This is a genomic window from Planococcus sp. SE5232 (assembly GCF_050686535.1).
In the GTDB taxonomy this organism is placed as follows: Bacteria; Bacillota; Bacilli; order Bacillales_A; family Planococcaceae; genus Planococcus.
Genome location: NZ_JBOGCP010000001.1, coordinates 1,233,916 through 1,260,133 on the forward strand (window position 1 = coordinate 1,233,916; position 26,218 = coordinate 1,260,133).

Annotated in this window: 22 protein-coding genes and 1 other annotated feature; of the genes, 16 read left to right on the forward strand and 6 right to left on the reverse strand. The window is 44.5% G+C overall.

What is annotated here, in order from left to right:
- Position 1 precedes the first annotated feature (1 nt).
- From ACRC6Q_RS05725 to ACRC6Q_RS05740, 4 genes are all read left to right on the forward strand, one after another.
- Entirely contained in the window at positions 2-1,180 is a 1,179-nt protein-coding gene (locus ACRC6Q_RS05725) for a DUF418 domain-containing protein (protein ID WP_431466041.1), read from the forward strand.
- A gap of 43 nt (positions 1,181-1,223) precedes the next feature.
- Positions 1,224-2,123 (forward strand): fumarylacetoacetate hydrolase family protein, encoded by a 900-nt coding sequence (locus ACRC6Q_RS05730; protein WP_298826828.1) that lies wholly within the window; start codon positions 1,224-1,226, stop codon positions 2,121-2,123.
- A 68-nt stretch (positions 2,124-2,191) separates the two neighbouring features.
- Entirely contained in the window at positions 2,192-2,563 is a 372-nt protein-coding gene (locus tag ACRC6Q_RS05735; RefSeq protein WP_223633969.1) for a YisL family protein, read from the forward strand.
- 742 nt (positions 2,564-3,305) lie between these two features.
- Positions 3,306-4,769: an alpha-amylase family glycosyl hydrolase gene (locus ACRC6Q_RS05740; protein WP_223633967.1), complete on the forward strand. Its 1,464-nt coding sequence runs from the start codon at positions 3,306-3,308 to the stop codon at positions 4,767-4,769.
- A 65-nt stretch (positions 4,770-4,834) separates the two neighbouring features.
- Here the strand turns inward: ACRC6Q_RS05740 and ACRC6Q_RS05745 are convergent, their stop codons facing one another.
- From ACRC6Q_RS05745 to ACRC6Q_RS05755, 3 genes are read right to left on the reverse strand one after another with little or no spacing between them, the layout of a single operon-like run.
- Positions 4,835-6,169, reverse strand: a complete 1,335-nt coding sequence (locus tag ACRC6Q_RS05745; RefSeq protein ID WP_431466042.1) for a CoA-disulfide reductase — start codon at positions 6,167-6,169, stop codon at positions 4,835-4,837.
- 14 nt (positions 6,170-6,183) lie between these two features.
- Positions 6,184-7,035, reverse strand: coding sequence for a DegV family protein (locus ACRC6Q_RS05750; protein WP_223633961.1), 852 nt, complete (start codon positions 7,033-7,035; stop codon positions 6,184-6,186).
- Between the two features lie 19 nt (positions 7,036-7,054).
- Entirely contained in the window at positions 7,055-7,861 is an 807-nt protein-coding gene (locus ACRC6Q_RS05755) for a Cof-type HAD-IIB family hydrolase (RefSeq protein ID WP_223633958.1), read from the reverse strand.
- Between the two features lie 219 nt (positions 7,862-8,080).
- Here ACRC6Q_RS05755 and ACRC6Q_RS05760 point away from each other — a divergent pair, with 219 nt between their 5' ends.
- From ACRC6Q_RS05760 to ACRC6Q_RS05770, 3 genes are all read left to right on the forward strand, one after another.
- Positions 8,081-8,848, forward strand: a complete 768-nt coding sequence (locus ACRC6Q_RS05760) for a prolyl oligopeptidase family serine peptidase (RefSeq protein WP_431466043.1) — start codon at positions 8,081-8,083, stop codon at positions 8,846-8,848.
- A 67-nt stretch (positions 8,849-8,915) separates the two neighbouring features.
- The gene (locus tag ACRC6Q_RS05765; RefSeq protein WP_223633952.1) at positions 8,916-9,224 is read left to right on the forward strand and encodes a metal-sulfur cluster assembly factor; all 309 of its coding nucleotides are present in this window, start codon (positions 8,916-8,918) and stop codon (positions 9,222-9,224) included.
- A gap of 157 nt (positions 9,225-9,381) precedes the next feature.
- Positions 9,382-11,523, forward strand: coding sequence for an ATP-dependent Clp protease ATP-binding subunit (locus tag ACRC6Q_RS05770; protein ID WP_223633949.1), 2,142 nt, complete (start codon positions 9,382-9,384; stop codon positions 11,521-11,523).
- A gap of 32 nt (positions 11,524-11,555) precedes the next feature.
- Here the strand turns inward: ACRC6Q_RS05770 and ACRC6Q_RS05775 are convergent, their stop codons facing one another.
- On the reverse strand, positions 11,556-11,741 hold the full coding sequence (locus ACRC6Q_RS05775) for a YjzD family protein (protein WP_223633946.1): 186 nt from the start codon (positions 11,739-11,741) through the stop codon (positions 11,556-11,558).
- A gap of 186 nt (positions 11,742-11,927) precedes the next feature.
- Here ACRC6Q_RS05775 and ACRC6Q_RS05780 point away from each other — a divergent pair, with 186 nt between their 5' ends.
- From ACRC6Q_RS05780 to ACRC6Q_RS05815, 8 genes are all read left to right on the forward strand, one after another.
- Positions 11,928-12,866 carry a beta-ketoacyl-ACP synthase III gene (locus ACRC6Q_RS05780; RefSeq protein WP_431466044.1) on the forward strand — a complete coding sequence of 313 codons (939 nt, stop codon included), beginning with the start codon at positions 11,928-11,930 and terminating at the stop codon, positions 12,864-12,866.
- A 27-nt stretch (positions 12,867-12,893) separates the two neighbouring features.
- Complete coding sequence (gene fabF, locus ACRC6Q_RS05785; protein ID WP_431466045.1) at positions 12,894-14,129, forward strand: beta-ketoacyl-ACP synthase II; 1,236 nt, start codon at positions 12,894-12,896, stop codon at positions 14,127-14,129.
- Between the two features lie 566 nt (positions 14,130-14,695).
- On the forward strand, positions 14,696-15,712 hold the full coding sequence (locus ACRC6Q_RS05790) for an ABC transporter ATP-binding protein (RefSeq protein WP_431466046.1): 1,017 nt from the start codon (positions 14,696-14,698) through the stop codon (positions 15,710-15,712).
- Positions 15,699-16,634 (forward strand): ABC transporter ATP-binding protein, encoded by a 936-nt coding sequence (locus ACRC6Q_RS05795; RefSeq protein WP_263298529.1) that lies wholly within the window; start codon positions 15,699-15,701, stop codon positions 16,632-16,634. Before ACRC6Q_RS05790 ends, ACRC6Q_RS05795 begins: the two co-directional genes overlap by 14 nt.
- Before the next feature lie 5 nt (positions 16,635-16,639).
- Positions 16,640-17,602: an oligopeptide ABC transporter permease gene (gene opp4B / locus ACRC6Q_RS05800; protein ID WP_431466047.1), complete on the forward strand. Its 963-nt coding sequence runs from the start codon at positions 16,640-16,642 to the stop codon at positions 17,600-17,602.
- Positions 17,603-17,627: 25 nt separating this feature from the next.
- The gene (locus tag ACRC6Q_RS05805) at positions 17,628-18,539 is read left to right on the forward strand and encodes an ABC transporter permease (RefSeq protein ID WP_431466048.1); all 912 of its coding nucleotides are present in this window, start codon (positions 17,628-17,630) and stop codon (positions 18,537-18,539) included.
- 119 nt (positions 18,540-18,658) lie between these two features.
- Positions 18,659-20,482 carry an oligopeptide ABC transporter substrate-binding protein gene (opp4A, locus tag ACRC6Q_RS05810; protein WP_431466049.1) on the forward strand — a complete coding sequence of 608 codons (1,824 nt, stop codon included), beginning with the start codon at positions 18,659-18,661 and terminating at the stop codon, positions 20,480-20,482.
- Positions 20,483-20,730: 248 nt separating this feature from the next.
- A complete protein-coding gene (locus ACRC6Q_RS05815; RefSeq protein ID WP_431466050.1) occupies positions 20,731-22,461 on the forward strand; it encodes a peptide ABC transporter substrate-binding protein in 1,731 nt (576 codons plus the stop codon).
- Positions 22,462-22,497: 36 nt separating this feature from the next.
- On the opposite strand, the gene trpS is transcribed toward ACRC6Q_RS05815, so the two are convergent.
- Together trpS and ACRC6Q_RS05825 are read right to left on the reverse strand one after the other, a co-directional pair.
- Positions 22,498-23,487 carry a tryptophan--tRNA ligase gene (trpS, locus tag ACRC6Q_RS05820; RefSeq protein WP_223633929.1) on the reverse strand — a complete coding sequence of 330 codons (990 nt, stop codon included), beginning with the start codon at positions 23,485-23,487 and terminating at the stop codon, positions 22,498-22,500.
- Positions 23,488-23,532: 45 nt separating this feature from the next.
- Positions 23,533-23,746: a binding site (T-box leader), on the reverse strand.
- 43 nt (positions 23,747-23,789) lie between these two features.
- The gene (locus ACRC6Q_RS05825) at positions 23,790-24,131 is read right to left on the reverse strand and encodes a DUF3899 domain-containing protein (protein ID WP_263298528.1); all 342 of its coding nucleotides are present in this window, start codon (positions 24,129-24,131) and stop codon (positions 23,790-23,792) included.
- 243 nt (positions 24,132-24,374) lie between these two features.
- Between ACRC6Q_RS05825 and ACRC6Q_RS05830 the strand changes: the two genes are divergently transcribed.
- Entirely contained in the window at positions 24,375-26,078 is a 1,704-nt protein-coding gene (locus ACRC6Q_RS05830; RefSeq protein WP_223633924.1) for a peptide ABC transporter substrate-binding protein, read from the forward strand.
- Positions 26,079-26,218 lie beyond the last annotated feature (140 nt).

Consider the following 26,218-nt stretch of genomic DNA (forward strand, 5'->3'; position numbering starts at 1 on the left):
TTTGAACTTACAGCCCGTTTCACTAAATGAACGAGTAAAAGCGATTGATTTGATGAGAGGTTTTTCGCTTTTTGGCATATTGATCATCAATATGCTGACTTTCCATTCCCCATTTTTGTATATCGATCCATACAAATGGTTCAATGGAACGTTGAATGAAGGAATATACCGGTTTATCGATATATTCATACAGGCAAGCTTCTACCCCTTATTTGCCATGTTATTTGGCTATGGGTTGGCGATGCAATACATGCGTGCAGAAGCCAGCAAGCGCCCCTTTATGCCCTTAGCCGTCAAACGCCTGGTGATCTTGTTGGTGTTCGGTATCCTTCATGCCTTTTTGATCTGGTATGGAGATATTCTGATCACCTATGCCATCATGGGATTCCTTCTGATCTTCATGATTCGGCTGCCTTCAGGTTGGTTGATGGGTTTTGCGGCCATCATCTATACGATTCCACATCTCCTGCTGCTCGGCATCATGTTTATAGCGGCTGCAGCGGATCCGAATATTTATGTGGGGTACATGGAAATTGAAAGCTCGATTCAAGCTTACCAATCGGGAAGCTTTGCAGAAATCTTCAGCCAGCGATTGGCTGATTGGACTTATAGCAATAACTTGGCCAATTACATCATCTTGATCGCGACAATTCTGCCATTTCTGATGGTCGGAGCGGCGGCGGCAAAATGGCGGCTGATTGAACGGACCCAGGAAAAGCACAAGCTGTGGTTGGCCCTGGCCATTGGACCCTTGCTGATCGGTTTATTGTTGAAATCCGGCCCCATCCTATTTGAGCCAAATTACGCGTTTGTCTATTTGCAGGATATTTTTGGAGGCCCGCTTCTTGCTGTCAGCTATGCAGCGATCATCGCACTGCTCGCACAAAAAACAATCGTGCAGAAGTTATTTTCTCCGGTCGCCAAAGTAGGGCAGATGTCTCTGACGACATATATTACACAATCCATTTTAGCGACGACGATCTATTATTCTTACGGCTTCGGTCTATATGGACAGGTTGACTTGTTGACTGGAACATTGATCGCCATCGGTATTTTCGTGGTTCAGCTGATTTTCGCAGAACTTTGGTTCGAAAAATTCACCCGGGGACCGCTTGAAATGGTTTGGAGAAAATGGACATACGGAAATAATTTCGAAAAAACTAACAATTCAAAACGCTGAATGTGTATAATGAATTCAATCAAAGAAAAGGAGTGTTTGACGAATGAAGCTGTTATCATTTCGCTACGAAGGAAAAGAAGGATTTGGACCGAAAGTTAAGAAGGAAGAAGCTGTATGGGATCTGATTGCCATTCAACAGCAGTTGCAGGTCTTACCCGAGTTTCCTGAGAAATTGGTGGAAGGAATTCCGCAAGGCATGGAATTTGTTGAACAAATTCGTAAATTGACGGAAGCTGCTGTCCAATCTGACCGCTCTAAAGAATTCAAACACTCTTTTTCAGAAATTGAATGGTTAGCTCCCATTTCAAGAACACCCAAAAATATTATCTGCATCGGAAAGAATTATGCAGACCATGCAAAAGAAATGGGCAGTGAAGCTCCTGTAGATCTAGTGGTATTCACGAAGTCGCCTACCTGCATTTCTGCAGATGGTGAGACCGTTTCTGTCCATGCTGATTTAACCGATTCCTATGATTACGAAGGGGAACTTGCTGTTATCATTGGAAAAGCAGGCCATAAGATCCCGAAACAAATGGCTTATGACTATGTTTTCGGTTATACGATCGCTAATGATTTGACTGCCCGCGATATACAGGACAAGCATCAACAGTATTTTCTTGGGAAAAGCTTCCCGGGTTCATGTCCTTTAGGACCATACATCGTCACCAAAGACGAAATTCCACAGTCGCAGAATTTGTCGATCGTCACAAAAGTGAATGATGAAGTTCGCCAGAATGGCAATACAGAAAACATGATCCGCCGTGTGGACGAACTTGTAGCGGAAGTCTCGAAGTATGTGGCATTGGAGCCCGGTGATGTTCTGCTGACCGGAACTCCAGCTGGAGTCGGTAAAGGCTTCAATCCGCCGAAATTCCTGAAGGCGGGAGACACCGTCAAAGTCTCAATCGAATCGATCGGAACGCTCGTCACACATTTGTCATAAGATCTGAGCCCTTTTACTCGTCCGGTTTGTGATAAACTGGAAAGGACTTTATTAGAAGAGGTGAGATTTTGGACATTTTTACACAAACTACACATTTGCACATCACTACATGGGTCGTAGCCGTCATTTTATTCCTAGTTGCAGCATTCATGCAGCGTGACAGCAAAGGCCGCAAGATTCTACACATGGTCTTGAGATTGTTCTACATTTTGATCATCATCACTGGCCTTACTTTATTCATCGAATGGTCTTCATCAGATCCGATGGTATACGGCATCAAATTCCTATTGGGTATATTGACGATCGGAATGATGGAAATGGTTTTGGTCCGTTCGAAAAAACAAAAACCGGTTACGATGTTCTGGGCTTTGTTTGCATTGTTCTTATTTGCCACGATGTTTGTCGGATTCATGTTGCCGATCGGTTTGGATTTCTTTTAATGAAAGCAGGGCAGATGCATCCAGCATCTGTCTTTTTTCGTGGTTTGGGAAAGTTTGATTTATGGCTTTTCATTTTGTGTACAAGCTGATGGCTGCTTCGGCTTTTCTTGATTGTCCAGACTCCAGCAGCCAGCCCCTCGAGTCGCTTCAGCCTTACCAGAAATGGCAAAGAGCGCCATTACCGGCAAGGCTTCCAGCGCTTGTCGGGCTAAACGGGTGCTTCTGCTTTTCTTATTGTCCAGACTCCAGCGCCCAGCTCTTCGGGTCATAAGCCAGCCCGGCTATGCGGCTGAAAACATGCCACTTCGCCGGGCTGTCTTATGCCCGTCAGAGCTCCACGGGCGCTTCCGCTTTTCTTATTGTCCAGACTCCAGCGCCCAGCTCTTCGGGTCATAAGCCAGCCCGGCTATGCGGCTGAAAACATGCCACTTCGCCGGTCTGTCTTATGCCCGTCAGAGCTCCACGGGCGCTTCCGCTTTTCTAAGTGTCCAGCTACAGCGATCAGCCCCTCGGGGTCATAAGTCACGTCGACTGTGCGGCAAACATACGCCGCTTCGTCAACACGCCTTATGCCTGTCGGGTCTTAACGATCGCTTCCGCTTTTCTTTAGGTTTTCACAGTTTAGACGAAACTCCGGGAAGTCGTTGTCGATTTGCCAACTTAACATGGCGGCGGTAGCCTGAGTTTGATAAAATTAACCGGGTGGAACGCAATAACAACCTCATTGAAGGAGGATTTTAGATTGAAGGCAAAATGGATTTCAAGCATGTTAGCAAGTGTGTTGATAGTGACAATGGTTAATCCAGTATCTGCTCAGGAAGAGCTCGAACTTAAAGACGAACTCATCTATGATACGCTGGTTGATCGTTATTTCAACAAAAAGATCGACAATGATTATGAAGTAAATGCCTTAGACCCAGCCGTTTTTAACGGAGGCGATTTTGATGGGATGGCAAGCGAAATTCTATTCGTAAAAGAAATGGGCTTTACTGCTCTTTCAATAGGACCTGTGTTTTCGACAGCTACATACGATGGAAAAAGAGTATTGGACTATACGGAGTTTGAACGCCATTTTGGAACCGAAGAGGAGTTCAACGAATTGGTGGCTGAGATCCATGACCAGGATATGAAAGTGATAGTGGATATCCCTACGCAGCAGGTGAGTGAAAACCATGTGTGGGCAGCTCAGAATCCAGAATGGTTCACAAAAAATGAAGACGACAGCCTAGCGCTGGATACTGCAAATCCGGAAGTTCAGGAAGCTCTGATTTCCACATTCACGGATTTCAGTGACACCTATCAGGTTGATGGTTTCCGGCTGCAGAATTCAGATCAATTGGATCCTGCATTTATCAGTGGTTTTTCTGAAGCCATTAAAGACGTTCGGGACAGCTACATCTTAAGCGATCAGGAAATGGAAGAGGCGCCTGGATTGGATGCAGTGGTTCTTCCGGGTGTAGAAGAAACGCTGCGTGATGCCTATAAGAATTTTGACCAGGACTTAACAGGCGTTTCTGCTTTAATGGGCGAGAGCGAAGGAAAACTGATTCAGGTCGACTCCATATTCGGTTCGCGGTTTACAGCGGATATTGTGGACGTTAACGGATTTCCGCCAACCCGCTGGACGTTGTTATTGACTCAATTATTGACGATGCCCGGTATTCCAGTCATTCAGTATGGTTCGGAATCAGCGATGAATGGAACGGAATTGCCTGAATCGCATCAAATTCTGGATATGGCGGTAGACAAAGAATTGGTTGACCATATCACGGATTTGACTTCATTGCGCAATTCATCTGAAGCTTTGCGGACAGGGGAATTGGAAGTCCTGCATGATGAAGATGGCTGGCTTGTCTACAAGCGTTCAAATGACGAAGAAACATGGGTCATCGCGATCAATGACTCTTCTTCGACAAAGAACATCAACTTGTCTGCTGAAGCCATTGGGGATGGAAAGGAATTACGTGGTCTATTTGAAAGCGATATTATCCGCCAGGAAGACAATGGGGATTATCGGGTGACGCAGGACCGTGAAATAGCGGAAGTGTTCCATGTGACTGAAGAAACAAAGCTCAACTCAGCTTATATTGCGACCCTTGCTATCATGTATGTCGTCTTCATGCTGTTCCTTTGGATTGTTTGGCGCAAAGGCAAACAACGAAAAGCAGATGCAGCAAAACAAAGAGCCAATGAAAAAACTGTCTAATCGTTTGGACAATAAAACAGGAAGAGAAAGCAATATGCTTTTCTCTTCCTGTTTTTAATTTGGCATCATTTATTGATGGCCTTATAGCCAATCATATTGATTGGATCTTTTGGTGAAGAGTAAGGAGGAGCATAACAAAGCTCTAGTGCCTGTAAGTCGTCGACGGTCAAGCCGCCGTAAATGGCTGTAACAATAACATCGATTCGCTTATCGACGCCTTTGCCACCGATGCACTGCGCTCCCAGGATCTTTCGGGTCTGTGGATTGTAATGGACCTTTAAGGTGATTTTGGAATGCTCAGGGTAATAGCCGGCATTCGAGTTGCCTGTATGGGTTACTGAAGCGGATGGCAGGTTCTTGTCTTTGATCGCCTGCTCGTTTAACCCCGTCATGGCAGCGGTCAACGAGAAGATTTTCAATACTGAAGTGCCAAGCAACCCTTTTTTCGCTATTTTGTCCCCGGTCAGGTGCCGTGCTGTGATAAATGCCTGGCGATGCGCTGGAGAAGCAAGAGGAACTCTCTTCGGATCTCCCGTCACCATATCAAAATTCTCTGAAGCATCACCGATTGCGTAAATCGAAGGGTCGTTTGTCTGCATATATTCATTGGTTCGGATGCCGCCGGTTTCCCCGATGTCCAGTCCGGCTTTGATGGCAAGCTTGGTGTTGGGCTTCAAGCCAATGCTCATGATAATGAAATCGGCCTGCAGTTCAATGCCGTTCGTCAACGTGATGTTTTTGCCTTCGGACTTTTCAATCGCAGTTCCAGTAAGCAACTTAACGCCTTGGAGTGCCAATTCTTTCTCGATGATCAGGGAAATATCGAGATCTAATATAGACATGATGGCAGGGGATTTATGCACCAGCGTAACATCTAAACCGAGGTTTTTCAGATTTTCCGCCATTTCAAGACCAATAAAACCGCCACCTGAAACCACGCAGGTTTTCGGTTGTTGAGTTTTGATGAATTGGTCTATTCGCTGCATATCTTCATAATTGCGCAAAGTGAAAACCGTTGAAGTATCCAATCCTTCGACTTCAGGAACGATGGCAGAACCCCCTGGAGCAAGGATCAAGGCGTCGTAGGGTTCGCTGAATTGTTCATCGGTTTCCATATTGTGAACCAGCACTGTTTTAGCTTGTCTATCGATTTCCATTACTTCATGGCGCAATTTAACGTCGACATCGCGCTTTTTCTTAAATTGCTCAGGGTCCGTCATGATGATCGAACGTTCGTCTTCAATTACATTGCCGATGACGTACGGTGTTCCACATGCCGCATACGACATCGTAGAATCGCGGTCGAACACAGTGATGCGTGCCTCGGAGTCGTAGAATCGGATTTGGCCAGCGGCTGTTGCGCCGCCGCCCACTGCGCCTACGATGACTATTTTCTTCACAGTCTGATCAGCTCCTAGTTGATTTTATTGAAGAAGAATAATGCTAAAGTTCCAGGTCCGGTATGTGCTGCGATAACAGAACCGATCATATGGACTTCAATCTTCTGCGGATGGAAGTTCTCCTCGATTTCCTGTTTCAGGACATTGGCGAACTCTTCGTCATCGCCATGGCTGATGGCAACTGTTTGCTGATCTAATTGGGTGCCGCGTTCTTTCATCAATTCGATCATCCGCTTGATGACTTTCTTGCGTCCGCGGAGTTTTTCAATCGGCACCAATTTGCCATCCTCCACATGAAGCAATGGTTTAATGTTCAATAAGCCGCCCACAAACGCACTGCCTTTGGAGATGCGTCCGCCTTTGGCCATATAATCCAGGTCTTCAACGGTAAAGAGGCTTTCCAGGTGGTCGGCCATAAAACGGGTTTTCTCAATGATTTTTTCCAATGGCTGTCCTGTGGCTCGCATGGCTGCAGCTTCTTTTACGATTAATCCGTAGCCCAACGAAGCGGCTTTCGAATCTAGTATCGTCAATTTCAGGTCGGGGTATTCTTCGCGTACTTGATCCGCTACCATCACAGCTGTACTGTAAGTGCCGGAAAGTTCAGAAGAGAAAGCGATGTAATAGCCCTCATCGCCGTCCTTTGCCAGCTTCTCAAAAGAAGACAGCATTTCCTCAGGTGAAACCTGGGATGTTTTTGGATGGTTGCCTGCACGGATTGTATCAAATACTTTAATGGATTGAATGCCGCGTATATCTTCATAGTCCTGGTCTCCGATATGGACACGGAGCGGAAACAAAACGACGTCTTCTTTTTCAAAAAAGTCTTTTGGCAGATCTGATGCGCTGTCAGCGAATAGTCTCATAGTGAATTCCCCTTTTGATTTATAGTTTCAATCGGTCGATCAGCAGTTCGGCAATGCCGTCGTCATTATTAGTTAAGGTAATTTCATTGGCAATATTTTTTAAAGGATCGATGGCATTGCCCATAGCCACCCCGACTCCGGCAAAGTCGATCATTTCGAGATCATTGTCCTCATCTCCGAACGCAATGATGTTTTCCCGTGAAATTCCAAGGGATTTGGAGACGCGGTCCAACCCGACAGCTTTGCTCATGCCGCTTTTAACGATTTCGATGACATGCCAAGGAGCTCCCCAGCGGCGATGGTCGATCACTTCAGCATGAACCGAAGACAGATGGTCGTGAATTTCCTGGACCCGTTCATAAGGCGCATGGATTAAAATGGACGTTGGATCTGTCTTCAAGTAATTGCGCAAGTCGCCTGTGGTGATAGTAGGATCGCCGAATCGGAAAATATCCATCAGCTTTTCATCATGATGATGAACATAGACATCGTCTAATACTTCAGCAACAATATTATGGAAATCATAATCATGCATCGATTCCACCACTTCGTGGACGACATCCAATCCGATTGGGGTATGGTGCATCCCCCAATGTTGATTTTGGGGATGGTGGACAAATGCTCCGTTAAAGTTAACGATAGGTGTTGTCAAGCCCAATTCCCTGTAATAAGTTTCACTGGAACGATATGGCCGGCCAGTCGCGATCATTACCTGGTGCCCTGCTTCAAGTGCTTTATTTAAAGTCAGTTTCGTTTTAGGTGAAATAACTTTTTGGTCTGTTAATAATGTTCCATCCAAATCAAGAACAATCAAATGTTGCTTCATAAATAGCCGACTCCTTTCTATATATTACTAGTGTAGCGATAATACAAGGGTTTCGTCAAAAAATCTTGAGGAATTCAAAATACTTTAGTCCTGTTTTAATGGTCATATGAAGATAAATAACCGACTTTTGATTGAATTTTCTGTTACCTATTAAGTGTACTGGTGTTTGCTGGATACTGTGAAGATTGATAGGATTATTAATAAAGGAAGTGATTTTACATGAAAGTCGAAAGGCAAGTATGGGGGCATATCCCGTTGCTTCATATAATTCCGGAGCAGGAAGTGGAGACGGCGTTGCCGACGGTTGTTTTTTTTCATGGCCACATGAGTGCCAAAGAGCATAATTTGCATTATGCGTACCAATTGGCTGAAAAAGGGCTTCGGGTGATTTTGCCGGATGCACATCTCCACGGGGAACGAAGCGAGGGATTGGATGATGTTCAAATCAGCTTGCGGTTTTGGGAAATCGTACTGACCTCAATTGAAGAATTGGCCTTTCTGCATAAAGAAATACATAAGCAAGGTCTGGCGGTGGGAGAACCGGGAGTAGGCGGCACGTCTATGGGGGGCATCACAACCATGGGCGCGTTGACAGTTTATCCTTGGATCAAAGCTGCTGCGATTATGATGGGGGCAGGAAATTATGTGGAACTGGCTCAAGCGCAGATGGCTCAATATGAATCGAGAGGCTTTCAATTGCCGATAAGCGCAGAAGAACGTGAAAAGATGCTTTCGACATTAGCTGTTTTTGACAGCAGCCATCACATGGAGAATTTCAATGGCCGCCCGATTTATTTCTGGCACGGCGAGCAGGATGTCACGGTACCGTTTGAACCGACGCATCGGCTCTTTAAAGAGTTGAAGAAACAATATGAAGCTGTGCCAGAGAACATCGTCTTCAAACGGGAGAGAGAAGCGGGCCACGCCGTGAGCCGCAACGGCATGCTGGAAGCAACAGAATGGCTTGCCCGCCATCTGGTACAATAAGCGTGTAGATTTCATTTTCGCAGAAAGTTTGTTAAGATGGTACTAATAGTAAAGGGAGGGATTCTGAATGGATCAAGATATGAAAGACAGCATGATGGGTGCCTTAGAAACAGTTATCGACCCTGAATTGGGCGTTGATATTGTCAATCTGGGCCTTGTATACGATGTAATGGTGACAGAAGACGGATTTGCAGTTGTGACAATGACTTTAACATCAATGGGATGTCCAATGGGACCTCAAATTGTGGAAATGGTCAAAAATGCTTTGTATGAATTGCCTGAAGTGGAAGAAGTCGATGTTAAAATCGTCTGGACACCAGTGTGGGGCAAAGATCATATGTCTCGTTACGCAAAAATGGCGCTTGGCGTCAGATAATCGAATCAGCAAGAGCCTTTCCAGGATATTTCTGGGAAGGCTTTTTTCTTTTAATAAAAGCAGTAAAATCAGGTCTATAATAATTGCTAATTCCAGAAAAAATGATTATAATTTAATTAGTCAAAGATAGTCAAACTAATTGGAAGGTGTGGTTTTTATGGTTCAATTCCCAAATAGCACAGAGCAAAAATCCCCGTTGGAACAGTTTGGCCGCAATATGGTGGAACAAGCACAATCAGGGAAGATGGATCCGGTCATCGGCCGGGACCAGGAAATTCGGAATGTTATCCGGATCCTATCACGGAAAACGAAAAACAACCCGGTATTGATCGGGGAGCCGGGCGTCGGAAAAACGGCGATTGTCGAAGGGTTGGCGCAGCGCATCGTCCGCAACGACGTGCCGGAAGGGTTGAAGAACAGGACCATTTACGAACTCGATATGAGTGCGTTGATTGCAGGGGCCAAGTACCGAGGAGAATTTGAAGAACGCTTGAAAGGCGTTTTAAAGCAAGTTAAAGACAGTGAAGGCCAGATCATCCTGTTCATTGATGAAATCCATACCATCGTTGGAGCAGGTAAAACTGAAGGCGCGATGGACGCGGGAAATATGCTGAAGCCGATGCTTGCACGGGGGGAATTGTACTGTATCGGAGCGACCACATTGGACGAGTACCGCATGCATATCGAAAAAGACCCTGCCTTGGAGCGCCGCTTCCAACAGGTGATGGTCCGGGAGCCTTCAGTAGAAGATACGGTGTCCATTTTACGCGGTTTGAAGGAACGCTTTGAATTGCACCATGCTGTCCGTATCCATGACCGGGCGATTGTAGCTGCTGCTGCCATGTCGGACCGCTATATAACTGAGCGCTTTTTACCGGATAAAGCCATCGATTTGATTGATGAGGCTTGCGCGATGATCCGTACGGAAATCGATTCGATGCCACAGGAGCTCGACGAAGTGACACGACGTCTCATGCAGCTAGAAATCGAAGAACAGGCTTTGATGAAAGAAAAAGATGCTGCAAGCAAAACACGGCTGGAAACTTTACGCGAAGAAATCAAAGAGCTGAGGGATTCTTCCGCTGACATGAAGAAGCAATGGACGGAAGAAAAAGAATCCTTGAAAAAAATTCAGGAAAAGCGCGAACAACTGGATCAATACCGCCGCCAGTTGGAAGATGCGGAAAACCGCTATGATCTGAATGCCGCAGCTGTCCTGCAGCACGGCAAGATTCCTGAGTTGGAAAAAGAATTAGTGGCACTCGAAGCCAATCTTGAAAAAGACGGCACAGAACGTTTGTTGCGTGAAGAAGTAACTGAAGAAGAAATTGCTGGAATTGTGGCGAGATGGACCGGTATTCCAGTCACGAAACTGGTGGAAGGTGAGCGGGAGAAACTATTGCGCTTAGGCGAAACCTTGAAGGAGCGGGTAATCGGCCAGGATCAAGCAGTCGAACTGGTCACTGAAGCGGTGTGGAGAGCACGTGCGGGCATCAAGGATGAGCGGAAGCCGATTGGTTCATTCATTTTCCTCGGACCGACAGGCGTCGGTAAAACAGAATTGGCCAAGTCATTGGCAGCCAACCTGTTTGATTCGGAAGACCACTTCATCCGGATTGACATGTCTGAGTACATGGAAAAACATAGTGTATCCCGTTTGGTTGGTGCGCCTCCCGGATATATCGGCTACGAAGAAGGCGGCCAGCTGACAGAAGCGGTGCGCCGCAATCCGTATTCGGTTGTCTTACTTGATGAAATTGAAAAAGCGCATCCGGATGTCGCCAATATCCTGCTGCAGATCCTGGATGATGGGCGAATTACCGACAGCCAGGGACGCTTAGTCAACTTCTCGAATACAGTAGTAATCATGACGTCAAATATTGGATCTGCCTATATCAGCGATACCAGCAATGAACACGATATCGAAGACATTGTCATGAGTGAATTGCGCAGACACTTCAAACCTGAGCTGTTGAACCGCATCGATGATATCGTCATTTTCCATGCGCTCAATAATACACATTTCTACGGCATTGCCAAGAAAATGATAGCTGAACTGGCGGCGCGCATCAGCCAGCAGCAAATCAAGTTAACTGTAGATGATTCAGTCATCAACTATATTGTAGAAGCAGGAACCGACCCAGTGTTCGGGGCCCGTCCATTAAAACGGTTTATCCAGCGCAATATCGAAACGAATATTGCCCGTGAATTGATCAAAGGTGGGATTGTCGCCAATACGGAACTGGAACTGACCATGGATGACAACAAGCAGATCATCATCAACAAAAAAGAAGCGTAAACCGAGGTTCCGGTTTACGCTTCTTTTTTTTATTAATGCTTTTCAGGAGCAGGTTCGTTAGGAATAACTGCTGCCATAACGAAAATCAGGATTGAAACTCCGACTGAAATGTAAACGCCGATCATGAAGTCGAAAGGCACGTTTTGTACTGCACTTACCACATAGTTGACCAATGAAATCAAAAAGAATGACCATAAGAACGTTCCAATATATTGCATCTAGTTTCACCTCTACATAGAATATCTAGATTAATCATAGCATAAGGCGTAACAGACAGAAAGAAAGATTCCAGAGAAAGAATATTTTTTGTCGGAAATATGTCAGTTAGTTGAAATAAGCGTGTAGATGACGTATTATTAACACCAGGTACTAATATATGATGATAATCGAAATGAGGGATATAAATGAATGCTGGAATAATCGGTATGGGCAGATGTTTGCCTGAAGATAAATTGACGAACTTTCAATTAGAGCAGCGCATGGATACAAGTGACGAATGGATTCGTACGATGACGGGCATTGAAGAACGCCGAATTGCAAAAGACGATCAGGATACTTCTGACATGGCACGCGAAGCTGCGCAAAAAGCGATTGAAGATGCTGGTATTGATCCGGCTGAAATCGGTTTGATCTTAGTGGCAACTGTGACACCGGACCAGCCTTTCCCATCAATGGCTTGTGTGATTCAGCAGGAGATCGGTGCTGTCAATGCTGCCGCCATGGATATATCAGCTGCATGTGCAGGATTCATGTATGGAGTCATTACCGCAAAACAATTCATCGATTCCGATGTTTATAAATATGTGCTCGTTGTTGGCGTTGAGAAATTGTCGAAGATCACCAACTGGGAAGACCGTAATACAGCTGTCCTTTTTGGAGATGGGGCAGGAGCTGCAGTAATCGGAAAAGTTTCAGAGGGCAGAGGGATTCTATCTTTTGAACTCGGAGCCGATGGTACTGGAGGCAAACACCTTTTTCAGGACGAAGAAGACCATTTACAGATGAACGGCAGAGAAGTGTTCAAGTTCGCTGTACGCCAAATGGGCGAATCAGCAATAAACGTTATCGAAAAAGCGGGCTTAAAAAAAGAAGATGTCGATTTTCTGATTCCGCATCAAGCGAATATCCGCATTATGGAGGCTTCCAGGGAACGTCTGGGTCTGCCGCTTGAAAAGATGTCGAAAACAATTCATAAATATGGCAACACTTCAGCAGCAACAATTCCGATTTCTCTTGTCGAAGACATCGAAGAAGGCCGCGTAAAAGATGATGATGTCATCGTCATGGTCGGTTTCGGAGGTGGCTTGACTTGGGGCGCAATTGCTATGAAGTGGGGCAAATAATCAGGTATGCGAAAGGAAGAAGATAGAATGGAAAATCGCCGTGTAGTTATTACAGGAATGGGTGCTGTAACGCCATTGGGAAATAATATTGAAACGACATGGGAAGCTGTAAAGAGCGGAAAGTCCGGTGTTGGTCCTTTAACCAGGCTGGATGCAGATTTGTATTCAGCGAAAATCGCAGCAGAAGTGAATGATTTTTCGATAGAAAATTATATTGAAAAGAAAGATGCCCGGAAAATGGACCGTTTCACGCATTATGCGTTGGCTGCTTCCATCATGGCAATGAAAGATGCGGCTCTTGAATTGGACGATAAGACGGCTTTGCGGACAGGGGTATGGATTGGATCAGGTATCGGCGGCATGGAGACCATTGAAAATCAGATGAACGTACTGAATACAAGAGGTGTCCGACGCATCAGCCCATTCTTGATTCCGATGATTATTCCGGACATGGCATCAGGCCAGGTATCAATCTACTTTGGCGCCAAAGCCATCAACTCCTGTTCGGTAACTGCCTGTGCTTCAGGGACAAACTCGATTGGTGACGCTTTTAAAGTTATTCAGCGTGGAGATGCAGATGTTATGATCTCTGGCGGAGCGGAAGCGCCGATCACGCAATTGTCCGTGGCTGGATTTACAGCGAACACAGCATTGACGACAAATCCGGATGCAGCTACAGCGTCCCGCCCGTTCGATAAAAACCGTGATGGCTTCGTCATCGGTGAAGGAGCAGGAATCGTCATCCTTGAAGAATATGAACATGCAAAAGCACGAGGTGCTAAAATATATGCGGAAGTTGTCGGTTATGGTTCTACTGGCGACGCCCATCACATTACAGCCCCTGCTGAAGGCGGGGAAGGCGCGGCTCGCGCAATGGCGCAAGCCCTGGCGGATGCAGGTGTTGAAACGACGGAAATTGGTTACATCAATGCCCATGGAACAAGCACACCGTATAATGATTTATACGAAACAATGGCTGTTAAAACGGTATTCGGTGAACATGCCTATAAATTAGGCATGAGTTCGACGAAATCCATGACAGGTCATTTGCTTGGCGCTGCTGGCGGAGTTGAAGCGATTTTCACAGCTTTGGCGCTGCAGGAAGGAATTATGCCTCCAACGACTAATTACGAAACGCCTGATGAAGAATGTGATTTGGATTATGTTCCAAACGAAGCGCGTAAAGCAGATCTCAATTTTGCGATGAGCAATTCACTGGGATTTGGTGGACATAACGCTTCACTGGTGTTCAAGAAAATTTAAAATAACTTGAAAAAATGGCAATTCGCAATTTATTGCGGATTGCCATTTTTTATATTCTACCTGTAATGAGTCAGAAAATAAGTACATAACTTCAAAATAATTGAAAAAAATTCTCGATTACTTTAAACATTACTTTATTGTGAAAGAAAAATGTAATAATATTTAACTATTTTAGAGACGGATTCAATTTATATAGACAATATATACTGCTTTTGAGAAAATCAGAAACTTTTCATTAATTTTTGGATAAGTGGTCAGCTGAATGTGTGGATGCTGCAAGGTTTGAATTGAGAACCAAGAGTTTCAAAAAAAAATTTAAATAATACGATTATTCACAAAATTAAAAATAATATTGTCTTTGTAATTTTATTGTAATAAAATTAATATAGAAACTAATGTCCAATTGAACTAAAGGATTGTCTGCCATTTTGTGGGAAGAACGATGCACCAATCTCTAAAATGTTTTTTTTGGCGTAATAAATCTGAATGTTGGAAACTTTTCCGGTAAAGATATCAGCTGCAAACAAAAGTGATAATAAAACAGCTTCATTTTGAGGAGGATAAACGTGAATGATGTTTTGCTGAATATCAAAAATTTAAAAACATCTTTTAGAATTAAGGATGATTATTATGCTGCGGTCGACGATGTTTCATTAACGGTCAGAAAAAATGAAGTGTTGGCAATCGTAGGCGAATCAGGTTCTGGAAAAAGTGCATTTGCATTTTCGATTATGGGACTTCATACAAGAGCCAAAATTGAAGGAGAGATAGATTATAAAGGCATCAATCTTGCAAAGGCAAATGCCAATCAAATGAAAAAATTGCGCGGCAATGAAATGGGGATGATTTTTCAAGATGCCCTTTCAGCACTCAATCCCCTGATGGTGGTCGGTGCACAGATTGATGAAGCGATTTTACTGCACAATCCTAAAAGCTCCAAGAGCCTGCGGAAAAAACAAGTCATCAATTTATTGAACCAAGTGGGTATTCCACGTCCTGAGAAAACGTATGACCAGTATCCCCATGAACTATCGGGAGGAATGCGCCAGCGCATTGTCATCGCCATGGCGATTTCAAACCAGCCAGAGCTGCTGATTGCCGACGAACCGACAACGGCTCTGGATGTGACCATCCAATCGCAGATTCTCGATTTGATCAAAGAACTGAAAGAAACCATTCATGCCGGCATCATCCTTATCACCCATGATTTAGGGGTAGTGGCGGAAATGGCCGATAGAGTGGCCGTCATGTATGCAGGGCAGATTGTAGAAATCGCTGATGTTTATACCTTAATGGAAAATCCCCAGCATCCGTATACACGTTCCCTCCTGAACTCCATCCCGACATTAAATGAAGTAAAAGAAGAGCTTCACGTTATACAGGGGGTAGTGCCATCGCTTCAGAACTTGCCGAGAACCGGATGCCGGTTCGCTGCAAGAATTCCTTGGATCGAAGAATCTTCGCATGAAGCTTCACCGGAACTCCATGAAATCAGTCCAGGGCATTATGTGCGGTGCACATGCTATAAGGACTTTTACTTCCCAGAACAAGCCGAGGAGGAGCGCAATTATGTCGCTAATTGAAGTTGAAAACCTGAAAGTCCACTTTCCCGTTCGTGGAGGTATCTTCCAGACAGTCAAAGACCATGTTCGTGCAGTAGATGGCGTCTCGTTTTCGATTGAACAGGGCCAGACTTATGGACTTGTAGGAGAATCAGGGTCAGGGAAAACGACGACAGGCCGTGCGATTATTGGATTAAATGATATAACTTCAGGAAAAGTACTGTTTGAAGGCAAGGATTTGTCGACCATAAACAAAAAAGAATATATAGATGTCCGAAAAGATATCCAGATGATCTTCCAAGATCCATTTTCCTCACTGAACCCGAAAAAGCGAGTGGCGGACATTGTGGCAGAACCGCTTCGCAATTACGAAAACCTGTCTGCTAAAGAAGAGCGGATCCGTGTTCAGGAGCTAATGGAATTGGTCGGGCTGAGCCCTGAAGCCATTTATAAATATCCACACGAATTTTCCGGAGGCCAGCGTCAGCGCATCGGGATTGCCCGGGCAATTGCGCTGAACCCGAAATTGATTATCGCGGATGAGCCTGTTTCTGCATTGGATGTTTCCGTGCAGGCTCAAGTTTTGAATTTCATGCGTGAAATTCAAAAAGAATTGAACTTAACGTATTTATTCATCAGCCATGATTTGGGCATCATCCGTCACATGTGCGATCATATCGGCATTATGTATAAAGGCCGTTATGTTGAACATGGTACATCCGAAGAAATTTTCACGAATCCACAGCATATTTACACGAAACGGCTGATTGCGGCAATTCCAGACAGCAATCCACGCAATCGGGAGATGCATTACGAAAACCGTAAGTTAGTGAAAGCCGAATATGACAAGCTGGAAAAAGACTTTTTTGATGAAGAAGGTTTGCCTTTCTCGTTAAAATCAATTTCAGCTACCCATCAAGTAGCGTTGCCTGAGAGAGGTTGAATGGTATGTGGAAATTAATTGTACGCAGAACACTTATAACGATTCCGCAAATTATTATTTTGAGTATTTTGGTATTCATATTAGCCCAGGCAATGCCTGGAGATGCCTTGACTGGTTTGATCGACCCGAACATCGACCCGGCGACGATCGAAGCGATGCGCGAACGCCTTGGGTTGAACAACCCATGGTATGTACAGTATTTCGATTGGATCAAGGGAGTGCTTCAAGGTGATTTCGGGCAGTCATTCCGCTTCAAGATGCCGGTTTCCGAGTTGATAGGCGACCGTATGATCAATACTTTGTGGTTATCATTAGCAACATTGATTTTGACATACTTGATCGCGATTCCACTGGGCATCATCAGCGGCCGCTTTAACGACACGTGGTTGGACCGTATGATCACAGGCTATACGTATATCGGATTTGCAGCTCCATTATTCATTTTCGCTTTGGTTATGCTGTTCATTTTCGGATTCCAGCTGGGCTGGTTCCCGACAAGCGGAAGTGTAGCACCAGGGACAGAACCTGGAACTTTCGCCTATTTCATAAGCAAGCTGAATCATTTATTATTGCCGGCACTTTCCATGGCATTGATCACGACCGTTTCTACAGTCCAGTATTTGAGAAGTGAGATCATTGATACAAAACAAAAGGATTTTATCGTAACTGCCCGCGCTAAAGGTTCTTCTGAATCGCGTGTCTACAATCGCCACGTCTTGCGGAATTCCCTGCTTCCGATTGCAGCGTTCTTTGGCTATGAAATTACGGGATTGATCGGTGGAACCATTTTCATTGAAAACATTTTCAGCTATCCGGGAATGGGTGAATTGTTCCTTTCTTCCATCAGTTTGCGTGATTACAGCGTAATGACGGCGCTTGTCCTGTTATTCGGCTTAGCAGCAATCATCGGAGCATTGTTATCCGATATCATCTTAAGTTTAGTTGATCCACGTATCCGGATTAAATAATAAATGACAATGTAGAGGTGTAAATATGAGAATTGATAAAGACAGTGGGACACAAGTTCCGGATATGGATCTCGGCAAAAGCCCATCCGGATTTAGTATATTACTAAGAGAGCTGATACGGGATAAAGTTGCATTCGGCTCTCTCCTGTTCCTGTTCTTGATCATTGCCGGTGTCTTCGGTACTTCGATCATCATGGATCAATCTGAAATTATAAAAGTCGATCTTTTTGCTCTATATGAACCGCCTTCGGCTACTTATTGGCTGGGCACTGATTATGGGGGAAGGGATATCTTCGGCCAATTGATCATTGGAACGCGCAACTCATTAGCCATCGGTTTATTGGTCACGTTGTTAACGGGAATCATCGGTATATTGGTCGGACTGATTTCCGGATATTACGGCGGCACGGTGGATAATGTCTTTATGCGCTTTGTTGACTTTTTCATGGTTTTGCCGATTTTAATGATCGTTATCGCATTCGTAACAGCTGTACCTGGATACAGCATCCTCTCTTTTTCATTGATTATGACGGCTTTCCTATGGATGGGTATTGCACGGTTGATCCGTTCCAAGGCATTGCAGGAAAAAGAATTGGATTATGTTAAAGCTTCCAAGACTTTAGGTACGTCCGATTTCAAAATCATGTTTTTCCAAGTACTTCCAAATCTCAGTTCAATTATCATCGTGACGATGACGTTGAATTTGGCAGGCAATATCGGGATCGAGTCTGGGCTGTCCTTCTTAGGATTCGGCTTTCCGGAATCGACTCCAAGTTTGGGGACCTTGATCAGTTATGCTAGAAACCCTCAAACACTGGAATTGAGATGGTGGATCTGGTTACCTGCATCAATTCTGATTTTTGTTTTGATGCTTAGTATAAATAATGTCGGGCAAGCTTTAAAACGCGCTACCGATGCCCGACAGCGCAGAGGGTAACAAAAAAAGCAGGGGAAAAGGGGGAGTAGGGTTCTCGGTACCAGAAAGAAACAACTCCATTCAAGCACAACAGTAGTCCGAAAGAGCTTTATTCAAGAGAAAAGAGGAGGAAACAGAGAATGGCGAAAAACAAATGGACCAAATATTTAGCCTTACCGATGTTGTCTTTTGTTATGGTCTTGGCAGCATGTACTGGTGATGACACGTCTACAGAAGAAGGCGGCGGAGAAACAGATACTGACGGCGGACAGGAATTTGAGAACGACGGCATGTATTCAATCGACGACTTCAGCAATATAAAAACAAATGAAGGCGAAGCCATTGATGGAGGCACCGTGACATTCGGTTTAGTATCGGACACGGTTTTTGAAGGAACATTAAACTTCAATTTTTACTCTGGCGGACCGGATGGTGACATCCTTACGTGGTTTGATGAAGGCTTATTAACTTGGGATGAAAACTATGTATACACAAATGATGGAGCAGCAACATATGAAGTTTCAGAAGATGGCCGTACGTTCACATTAACAATCGGCGATAATGTCAATTGGCATGATGGCGAACCGGTTACTGCGGAAGACTGGCTGTTTGCGCACGAAGTAATCGGCGATCCTGCTTATGACGGTCCGCGTTATAACTCCGATTTCACAAACATTGAAGGAATGGAGGAGTATAACAGCGGAGCGGCTGATACGATTTCAGGTATTGAAGTCATCGACGAAAAAACGTTGTCGATTACGTATATCAAGTCAACCCCGTCTCTATTGACAGGAGGCGTTTGGACTTACCCATTGGCTAAACACATCTTTGGAGACATGGCAGTTGCTGATATTTCTTCTTCACCTGAAGTGCGTGAGAAACCAATTGGTTTTGGGCCGTTTAAAGTGGACAGCATCGTACCCGGAGAGTCTTTGACTCTTTCTAAAAACGAAGACTACTGGCGCGGCGAACCAAACCTTGATGGAGTAACGATTAAAGTAATCGGTACTTCAACAGTTGTTCAGGAATTGGAAGCTGGCGGAGTGGACTTGGTCAGTGAATTCCCGGTAGAACAATTCCCGGATAATGCTGAAATGTCGAACGTTGAATACCTGGGAACGATTGATCGTGCCTATACGTATATCGGCTTCAAACTAGGAACATGGGATGCAGAAAACAACCGTGTTGACTACAACCCGGAATCGAAAATGGGCGATGTGGAACTGCGCCAGGCAATGTGGCATGCAGTGGACAATACCGCTGTCGGTGAACGTTTCTATAATGGTTTGCGCTGGAATGCAACAACATTGATTCCACCATCCCACCCGGAATTCCATGATGAAAACAATGAAGGAAGAGAGTACGATCCGGAAGCGGCAAAACAGCTGTTGGATGATGCGGGATACACTGATACAGATGGAGACGGTTTCCGCGAAAATCCGGAAGGTCAACCGCTGGAAATCAACTTCATTTCAATGACTAGCGGAGATATTGCTGAACCTTTAGCACAATACTATGTTCAGTCTTGGGAAGCAGTCGGTTTAAACGTCAATTTGGAAATGGTTGAATTCAACTCATTCTACGACCGTGTCGGTAACGGTGGAGAAGATGATCCATCAGTGGATGTCTATCAGGCGGCTTGGGGAGTTGGAATCGATGTAGATCCTTCAGGGCTCTACAGTGCTGATACATTGTACAACTTCGCACGCTGGGAAAATGAAGAAAACGAACGTCTCCTTGAAGCAGGCCGTTCAGAAGAAGCATTTGACCTTGCATACCGCCAGGATATCTACAACGAATGGCAGCAATTGATGGTCGATGAAGTGCCGGTATTCCCTACTCTTTACCGTGCTTTACTCAGCCCAGTCAATAACCGTGTATTAAACTACGCAATCGGTGACGGCACTGGCGTCTACTTGTCAGACCTTGCTGTAAACCAAGAATCACCAGTTACTGCAGAATAATAAAAGAAAAAGCAACCCTCGGGTTGTTTTTTTTTATGGATGAACGAATCCATGTGAACTTGGTAATCCATGTCCATTTATGCAAATTCACTCCTCTGTATAAACTGCTATCCTGATAAAATTATAAGATTTTATTTTAATAAACATTTGATTTATTTATCTGAATTATCAAATAAATGATAGAAATTTAACGGAATCAGCGTATAATGAAGCCATACATAGAGACTTAAAGCAAAGGAGGAGAAGAAGTGAAGATCACCAAAGTTTTTGTGTTTCTGGTATTGATTTTGCTGGCAATTGTCATTGTATCTGGTTGCAGCGAACAAGACATGGCCACAGAGACGAATGCACTACAGAGCGGCGGTGAAGAAACAAAAGAAAAGGAGAGTGGAGACGGAGAAAATCATTCCAAGAAGGATGACGAACAAATTCTTAACCTAATGGAGATGGGGCCACTGACATTGATGGATTCGGCACTTGCTCAGGACGTGGGTACGTTTAATGTACTGAACAACGTTAATGAAGGACTTTTCCGGCTGGACGAAGACAACCAGGCGATTCCGGCGCTTGCTGCGGCAGAGCCGGAGGTCAGTGAAGATGGATTGACTTACACATTCACGTTACGGAAGGCTAATTGGTCGGATGGGACACCGATTACCTCAGCTGATTTCGTCTATTCTTGGCAACGCGCCATAGACCCGGCCACCGAGTCGCCTTATGGACCTTATATGATGGCGGGAACTATCGCAAATGCTGAGGCTATTGCTGCAGGTGAGATGGATCCTACGGAGTTAGGCGTGGTAGCACCAGATGACAGCACATTGACCGTTACACTCGAGCGCCCCATCCCATATTTTCTTTCCCTGATGGCGTTCGGAACTTTCTATCCTCAAAATGAAGCCTTTGTGGCAGGGGCTGGAGATGCTTATGCCACAAACGCAGATCAGGTCCTTTACAATGGGCCATTCAAATTGACAGAATGGGATGGCAGTGAGGGATCAAGCTGGACGATGGAAAAAAATGAAGAATATTGGGATGCGGAAACAGTTGTGCTTGAAACGATCAACGTAGATGTTGTAACAGATCCAGCGGCTGCTGTTGACTTATACACTTCCGGTGAAAAAGACATTGCATTTCTTGCAGGTGAAGCCGCCGAGCAGTATGCGGATGATCCAGAAGTGATGGAAGGGCAGAGTCCAAATGTATTTTACATTAAATTCAACCAGCTGCGTGACGGGAAAAGAACAGCTCTCGCAAATGAAGACATTCGCAGAGCTCTGGCACAAGCCTTCGATAAAGCGGACATCGTTGGGAAAGTCTTAGCAGATGGTTCATTGCCGGCAAACTATCTAGTGCCATCGGAATTCGCTGTCAATGAAAACGGCGAAGATTTTCGTTCGATAAACGGAGAAATGCTTGAGTTTGATGCTGAAGCAGCAGCTGAATTATGGAGCCAGGGATTACAAGCAGAAGGGTTGGATGAACTCACGCTGGAACTTTTGGGAGAGGATCATGACGTTGCTATTCAACTGAATGAAGAGTTGAAAGTTCATTTGGAAGAAAATCTGGAAGGGCTGACTGTTGAACTGAAAACAGTTCCGTTTGAAGAACTCCTGGCGCTTGAAGACGCACAGAATTACGATCTTTTGCATACAGGATGGGGACCGGATTATTTGGATCCGATGACATTCCTGGATCTATTTGTGACGGATTCTCCACTCAACTTGATGTCCTATTCAAATGAAGAGTATGATGCGTTGATCGAATCTGCTAAAGGGGAGCTGGCACAAGATCCGGTTGCCCGGTGGGAAGCTATGGCCGAAGCTGAAAGAATCCTGCTTGAAGAAGATGTGGCCATTGCCCCTATCTTCCAGATGGGGACTATGTCCTTGAAGAAACCTTACGTGAAAAATATCGTGAAACATCCATTTGGAAGTGATTATAGTCTTAAATGGACCTATATTTCTGGAAAAGAGTAAATATAAAGGGCTGCAATCAGAGCAGCCCTTTTTTGTTTATTTTCTTTTACGTCCAAGACCCATGGCGTTTTCCATTTTCTTTAAGGTTTTGTTGGCCAGGTGATTGGCTTTTTCAGCTCCGGCATCAAGGATTTTGTCTAATTCCTCAGAGTTTAGAAGCGCAGCATAGCGTTCCTGGATCGGTGCCAAATGTTCGGTGACAGCTTTGGCAACGGAAGCTTTGAAATCACCGTAGCCGGAGCCTTCGTATTTGGCGACCAGGCTGTCGATGCTTTCACCGGTCAAGGCCGCTTCGATGGTCAACAGGTTTGCGACACCAGGCTTGTTGACCGGATCGTAGCTGACCACTCCTTCAGAATCGGTTACAGCACTCTTGATTTTCTTTTCGATCGTTTTCAGGTCATCCAATAACGTGATGATCGCCTTCTTATTGGTATCAGATTTACTCATTTTTTTCGATGGGTCCTGAAGCGACATGATGCGCGCGCCATTTTTAGGGACGCGGATGTCAGGAATCGTAAAGATATCGTTGTATTTCCGGTTGAATCTTTCTGCCAGATCGCGTGTCAGTTCGATATGCTGTTTCTGGTCGTCTCCAACAGGTACGATGTCCGTCTGATATAAAAGAATATCGGCTGCCATCAATGGGGGATAAGTCAGCAATCCAGCAAGAACAGATGCGTTTTTAGCAGATTTGTCTTTGTACTGGGTCATCCGCTCAAGTTCGCCGATGGTCGAAACGCATTGCAGCATCCATCCAGCCTGGGCGTGCGCCGGAACTTCCGATTGGATGAACAGGGTGACTTTCTCGGGATCGATTCCGACAGCCAGATAAAGGGCTGCTAAAGCACGGATGTTTTTCCGGAGCTCCAAACGGTCTTGCGGCATCGTGATTGCATGTTGGTCAACGATGCAGAAGATGCAGTCATACTCATCCTGCAGGTCCGTAAATTGCTTGAACGCTCCTATGTAATTTCCGAGTGTTACCGTACCGGTAGGCTGAACGCCTGAAAAGATTTTCTTCATCAATATTCCTCCTCAAAGTAAAAAACACAGCACACATCCCTTAAAAAAAGGGACGAATGATGTGTTTTCCGCGGTACCACCCTAGTTGCCGTCGCCGGCCACTCTTCTTCATAACGTGAAGAACACGGAACCGGCTACTTGTTCGTTCACCGCTTCAGCTCAAAAGTCCATTCAATGCAGCACTTCATCTGTTTCCACCACCCACAGACTCTCTTTTATAGAAGGAACTGCATTTACTCTTCTTTTTCATCGCTCATAATATGTCCTATTATTATAATACAGAAGCGTTTCGGGAAGCAATACTAGAGGTTATAAATCACCAGACAAATCCCCATGATCAGCAAAGTGACAGCTCCTGTAATGAGCAGGAGCGAGCTGGAAAAACCTAAAGCTTCAGAAGGCGGCCGCATTTCTTCATCTTCTAGTGTGGACTTTATTTTAAATGCTTTTCTCATACTGATGGTGAATATATCAAACACACCTGTCCGCACTACAAAAACCCATAATCCGAAAAATAACAAGATCCCGCCGTAAACAAATGAATTATTAATATAAGACAGCAGGGACAGGTCATCTGTCCGAAAAAATATTGTGATAAAGATCAAAACTTGGATAATCCCTAAAGATAAAACGATTTTCTTCAAACTTCGCACCTCGATTCTTATCAATTGTAGAAGAAGTTAAAAAAAAAATCAAAAAAATCTTCATTTATCTTAGACGCCGAAAACGCTTACAAATCCAATATTCTTGCGGATTCGTGTAATGTGAATGTAACGCAATTGTTACAAGAGTGTAAAAATTTCCAAAAAAAGAACTGTACAAGAAAAAAATATTATGTATAATTAGCCTTGTACCAATTTTTCAGAAAATTCGAGGGGGTCAATTTAGTGAGAAACAGCAAGATTTTTTGGCTATTAAGCCTAGTTCTAGTACTAAGTGCTTTTCTAGCGGCATGTGGCGGCGGAGACGATACTGACACAAGTACTGAAACTACAGACGGCACGGAAGGTACAGAACCAGCTGGGGATTTAGACTCAGAGCAAGTCCTTAACTTGATGGAAAGCGCTGAAATTCCAACTATGGATATTTCATTAGCTGAGGATGCAGTCGCATTCAACATTTTCAATAATGTTAATGAAGGCCTATTCCGCTTAAATCAAGAAAACATTGCTGAACCTGCACTCGCTGAAGGCGAGCCTGAAGTCAGCGAAGATGGTTTGACTTACACGTTCAAATTGCGCGACTCTAACTGGTCAGATGGTACACCGGTTACTGCCAATGATTTCGTATACTCTTGGCAACGTTCAATTGATCCTGCTACAGGTTCTCCATACGGAGCTTACATGATGGCTGGTTCGATTGTTAATGCTACTGAAATTGCTGCAGGAGACATGGAACCGACTGAACTTGGAGTTACTGCTGTAGACGACAACACTCTTGAAGTGCAACTGGAACGTCCAGTACCTTACTTCATGTCATTAATGTCTTTCCCAACTTTCTACCCACAGAACGAAGCTTTCGTAACTGAAAAAGGCGACGCTTATGCTTCTAACTCTGAAAACTTGATTTTCAACGGACCATTCACACTTACTGACTGGGACGGAACTGGCTTGACTTGGAAAATGCAAAAAAATCCTGAATACTGGGATGCTGAAACTGTTCAACTTGAAACAATCAACGTTGATGTTGTAAAAGAACCTGCTACTGCAGTTAACCTTTACAACTCTGGAGAAAAAGACCGCGCTGGTTTGAGCGGAGAATTTGCAATGCAATACGCAAATGATGAAAACCTGGTTACTGAATTGGAACCAACTGTTTTCTACTTCAAACTTAACCAAGAGCGTAACGGCGAAGAAAATGCTCTTAAAAACGTTAATATCCGCCAGGCAATTGCAAAAGGTTTCAACAAGCAAGATCTAGTGGACGTAGTTTTAGCGAACGGATCATTGCCTGCTAACTTCTTAGTACCTACTGAATTTGCTTTCGATGAAAGCAATGCAGACTTCCGTGAAGTTAATGGAGATTTGATTGAGTTCAACGCTGAAGAAGCTGCAGAACTTTTCGCAACTGGTATGGAAGAATTGGGAGTGGAAGAAGTTACTCTTGAAATCCTAGGTGGAGACACTGAAACTGCTAAAAACATGGATGCTTACCTTAAAGAACAACTTGAAACAAATCTTGAAGGCTTGACCATCAACCTTAAAGCAGTACCTTTTGGAGTTCGTTTAGAACTTGATGAAGCTCAGGACTACGACATCCAAACTGCTGGATGGGGACCGGATTATCAGGATCCTATGACGTTCATCGACTTGTTCGTTACTGGATCTGCACAAAACAAAATGTCTTACTCTAACCCTGAGTATGATGCTTTAGTTGAATCAGCTAAAGGCGAATTGGCAACAGATCCTGCTGCACGTTGGGAAGCAATGGCACAGGCTGAAAAAATCCTTCTTGAAGATGACGCTGCAATCGCGCCGATTTACCAGCGTGGAGCAATGGCACTTCAACAGCCTTACGTTAATGGCATTATCAAACACCCATTCGGTGGAGATTTCAGCTACAAGTGGGCATACATTTCGGGTAAAGAATAAGATAAACCCGCTACTGTGAAAACAAAATAGAAAGAGAGTATATCGCATTTTTAGGTCGATATACTCTCTTTTCTAATGTAAAGGAATTAACCGAAAATTGACCATTTTCTGCTAACTTTTGAATGTTGCAAGTCCGCATC

Excerpts from the sequence above, each read along its gene's own strand:
- ACRC6Q_RS05760 (WP_431466043.1), top strand. The coding sequence starts at position 8,081 with ATGAAAGTCGAAAGGCAAGTATGGGGGCATATCCCGTTGCTTCATATA.
- trpS (WP_223633929.1), bottom strand. The coding sequence starts at position 23,487 with ATGAAGAAAATCTTTTCAGGCGTTCAGCCTACCGGTACGGTAACACTC.
- ACRC6Q_RS05770 (WP_223633949.1), top strand. The coding sequence starts at position 9,382 with ATGGTTCAATTCCCAAATAGCACAGAGCAAAAATCCCCGTTGGAACAG.
- fabF (WP_431466045.1), top strand. The coding sequence starts at position 12,894 with ATGGAAAATCGCCGTGTAGTTATTACAGGAATGGGTGCTGTAACGCCA.
- ACRC6Q_RS05755 (WP_223633958.1), bottom strand. The coding sequence starts at position 7,861 with ATGAAGCAACATTTGATTGTTCTTGATTTGGATGGAACATTATTAACA.
- opp4A (WP_431466049.1), top strand. The coding sequence starts at position 18,659 with ATGGCGAAAAACAAATGGACCAAATATTTAGCCTTACCGATGTTGTCT.
- ACRC6Q_RS05765 (WP_223633952.1), top strand. The coding sequence starts at position 8,916 with ATGGATCAAGATATGAAAGACAGCATGATGGGTGCCTTAGAAACAGTT.
- ACRC6Q_RS05795 (WP_263298529.1), top strand. The coding sequence starts at position 15,699 with ATGTCGCTAATTGAAGTTGAAAACCTGAAAGTCCACTTTCCCGTTCGT.
- ACRC6Q_RS05775 (WP_223633946.1), bottom strand. The coding sequence starts at position 11,741 with ATGCAATATATTGGAACGTTCTTATGGTCATTCTTTTTGATTTCATTG.
- ACRC6Q_RS05750 (WP_223633961.1), bottom strand. The coding sequence starts at position 7,035 with ATGAGACTATTCGCTGACAGCGCATCAGATCTGCCAAAAGACTTTTTT.
- ACRC6Q_RS05780 (WP_431466044.1), top strand. The coding sequence starts at position 11,928 with ATGAATGCTGGAATAATCGGTATGGGCAGATGTTTGCCTGAAGATAAA.
- opp4B (WP_431466047.1), top strand. The coding sequence starts at position 16,640 with ATGTGGAAATTAATTGTACGCAGAACACTTATAACGATTCCGCAAATT.
- ACRC6Q_RS05805 (WP_431466048.1), top strand. The coding sequence starts at position 17,628 with ATGAGAATTGATAAAGACAGTGGGACACAAGTTCCGGATATGGATCTC.
- ACRC6Q_RS05730 (WP_298826828.1), top strand. The coding sequence starts at position 1,224 with ATGAAGCTGTTATCATTTCGCTACGAAGGAAAAGAAGGATTTGGACCG.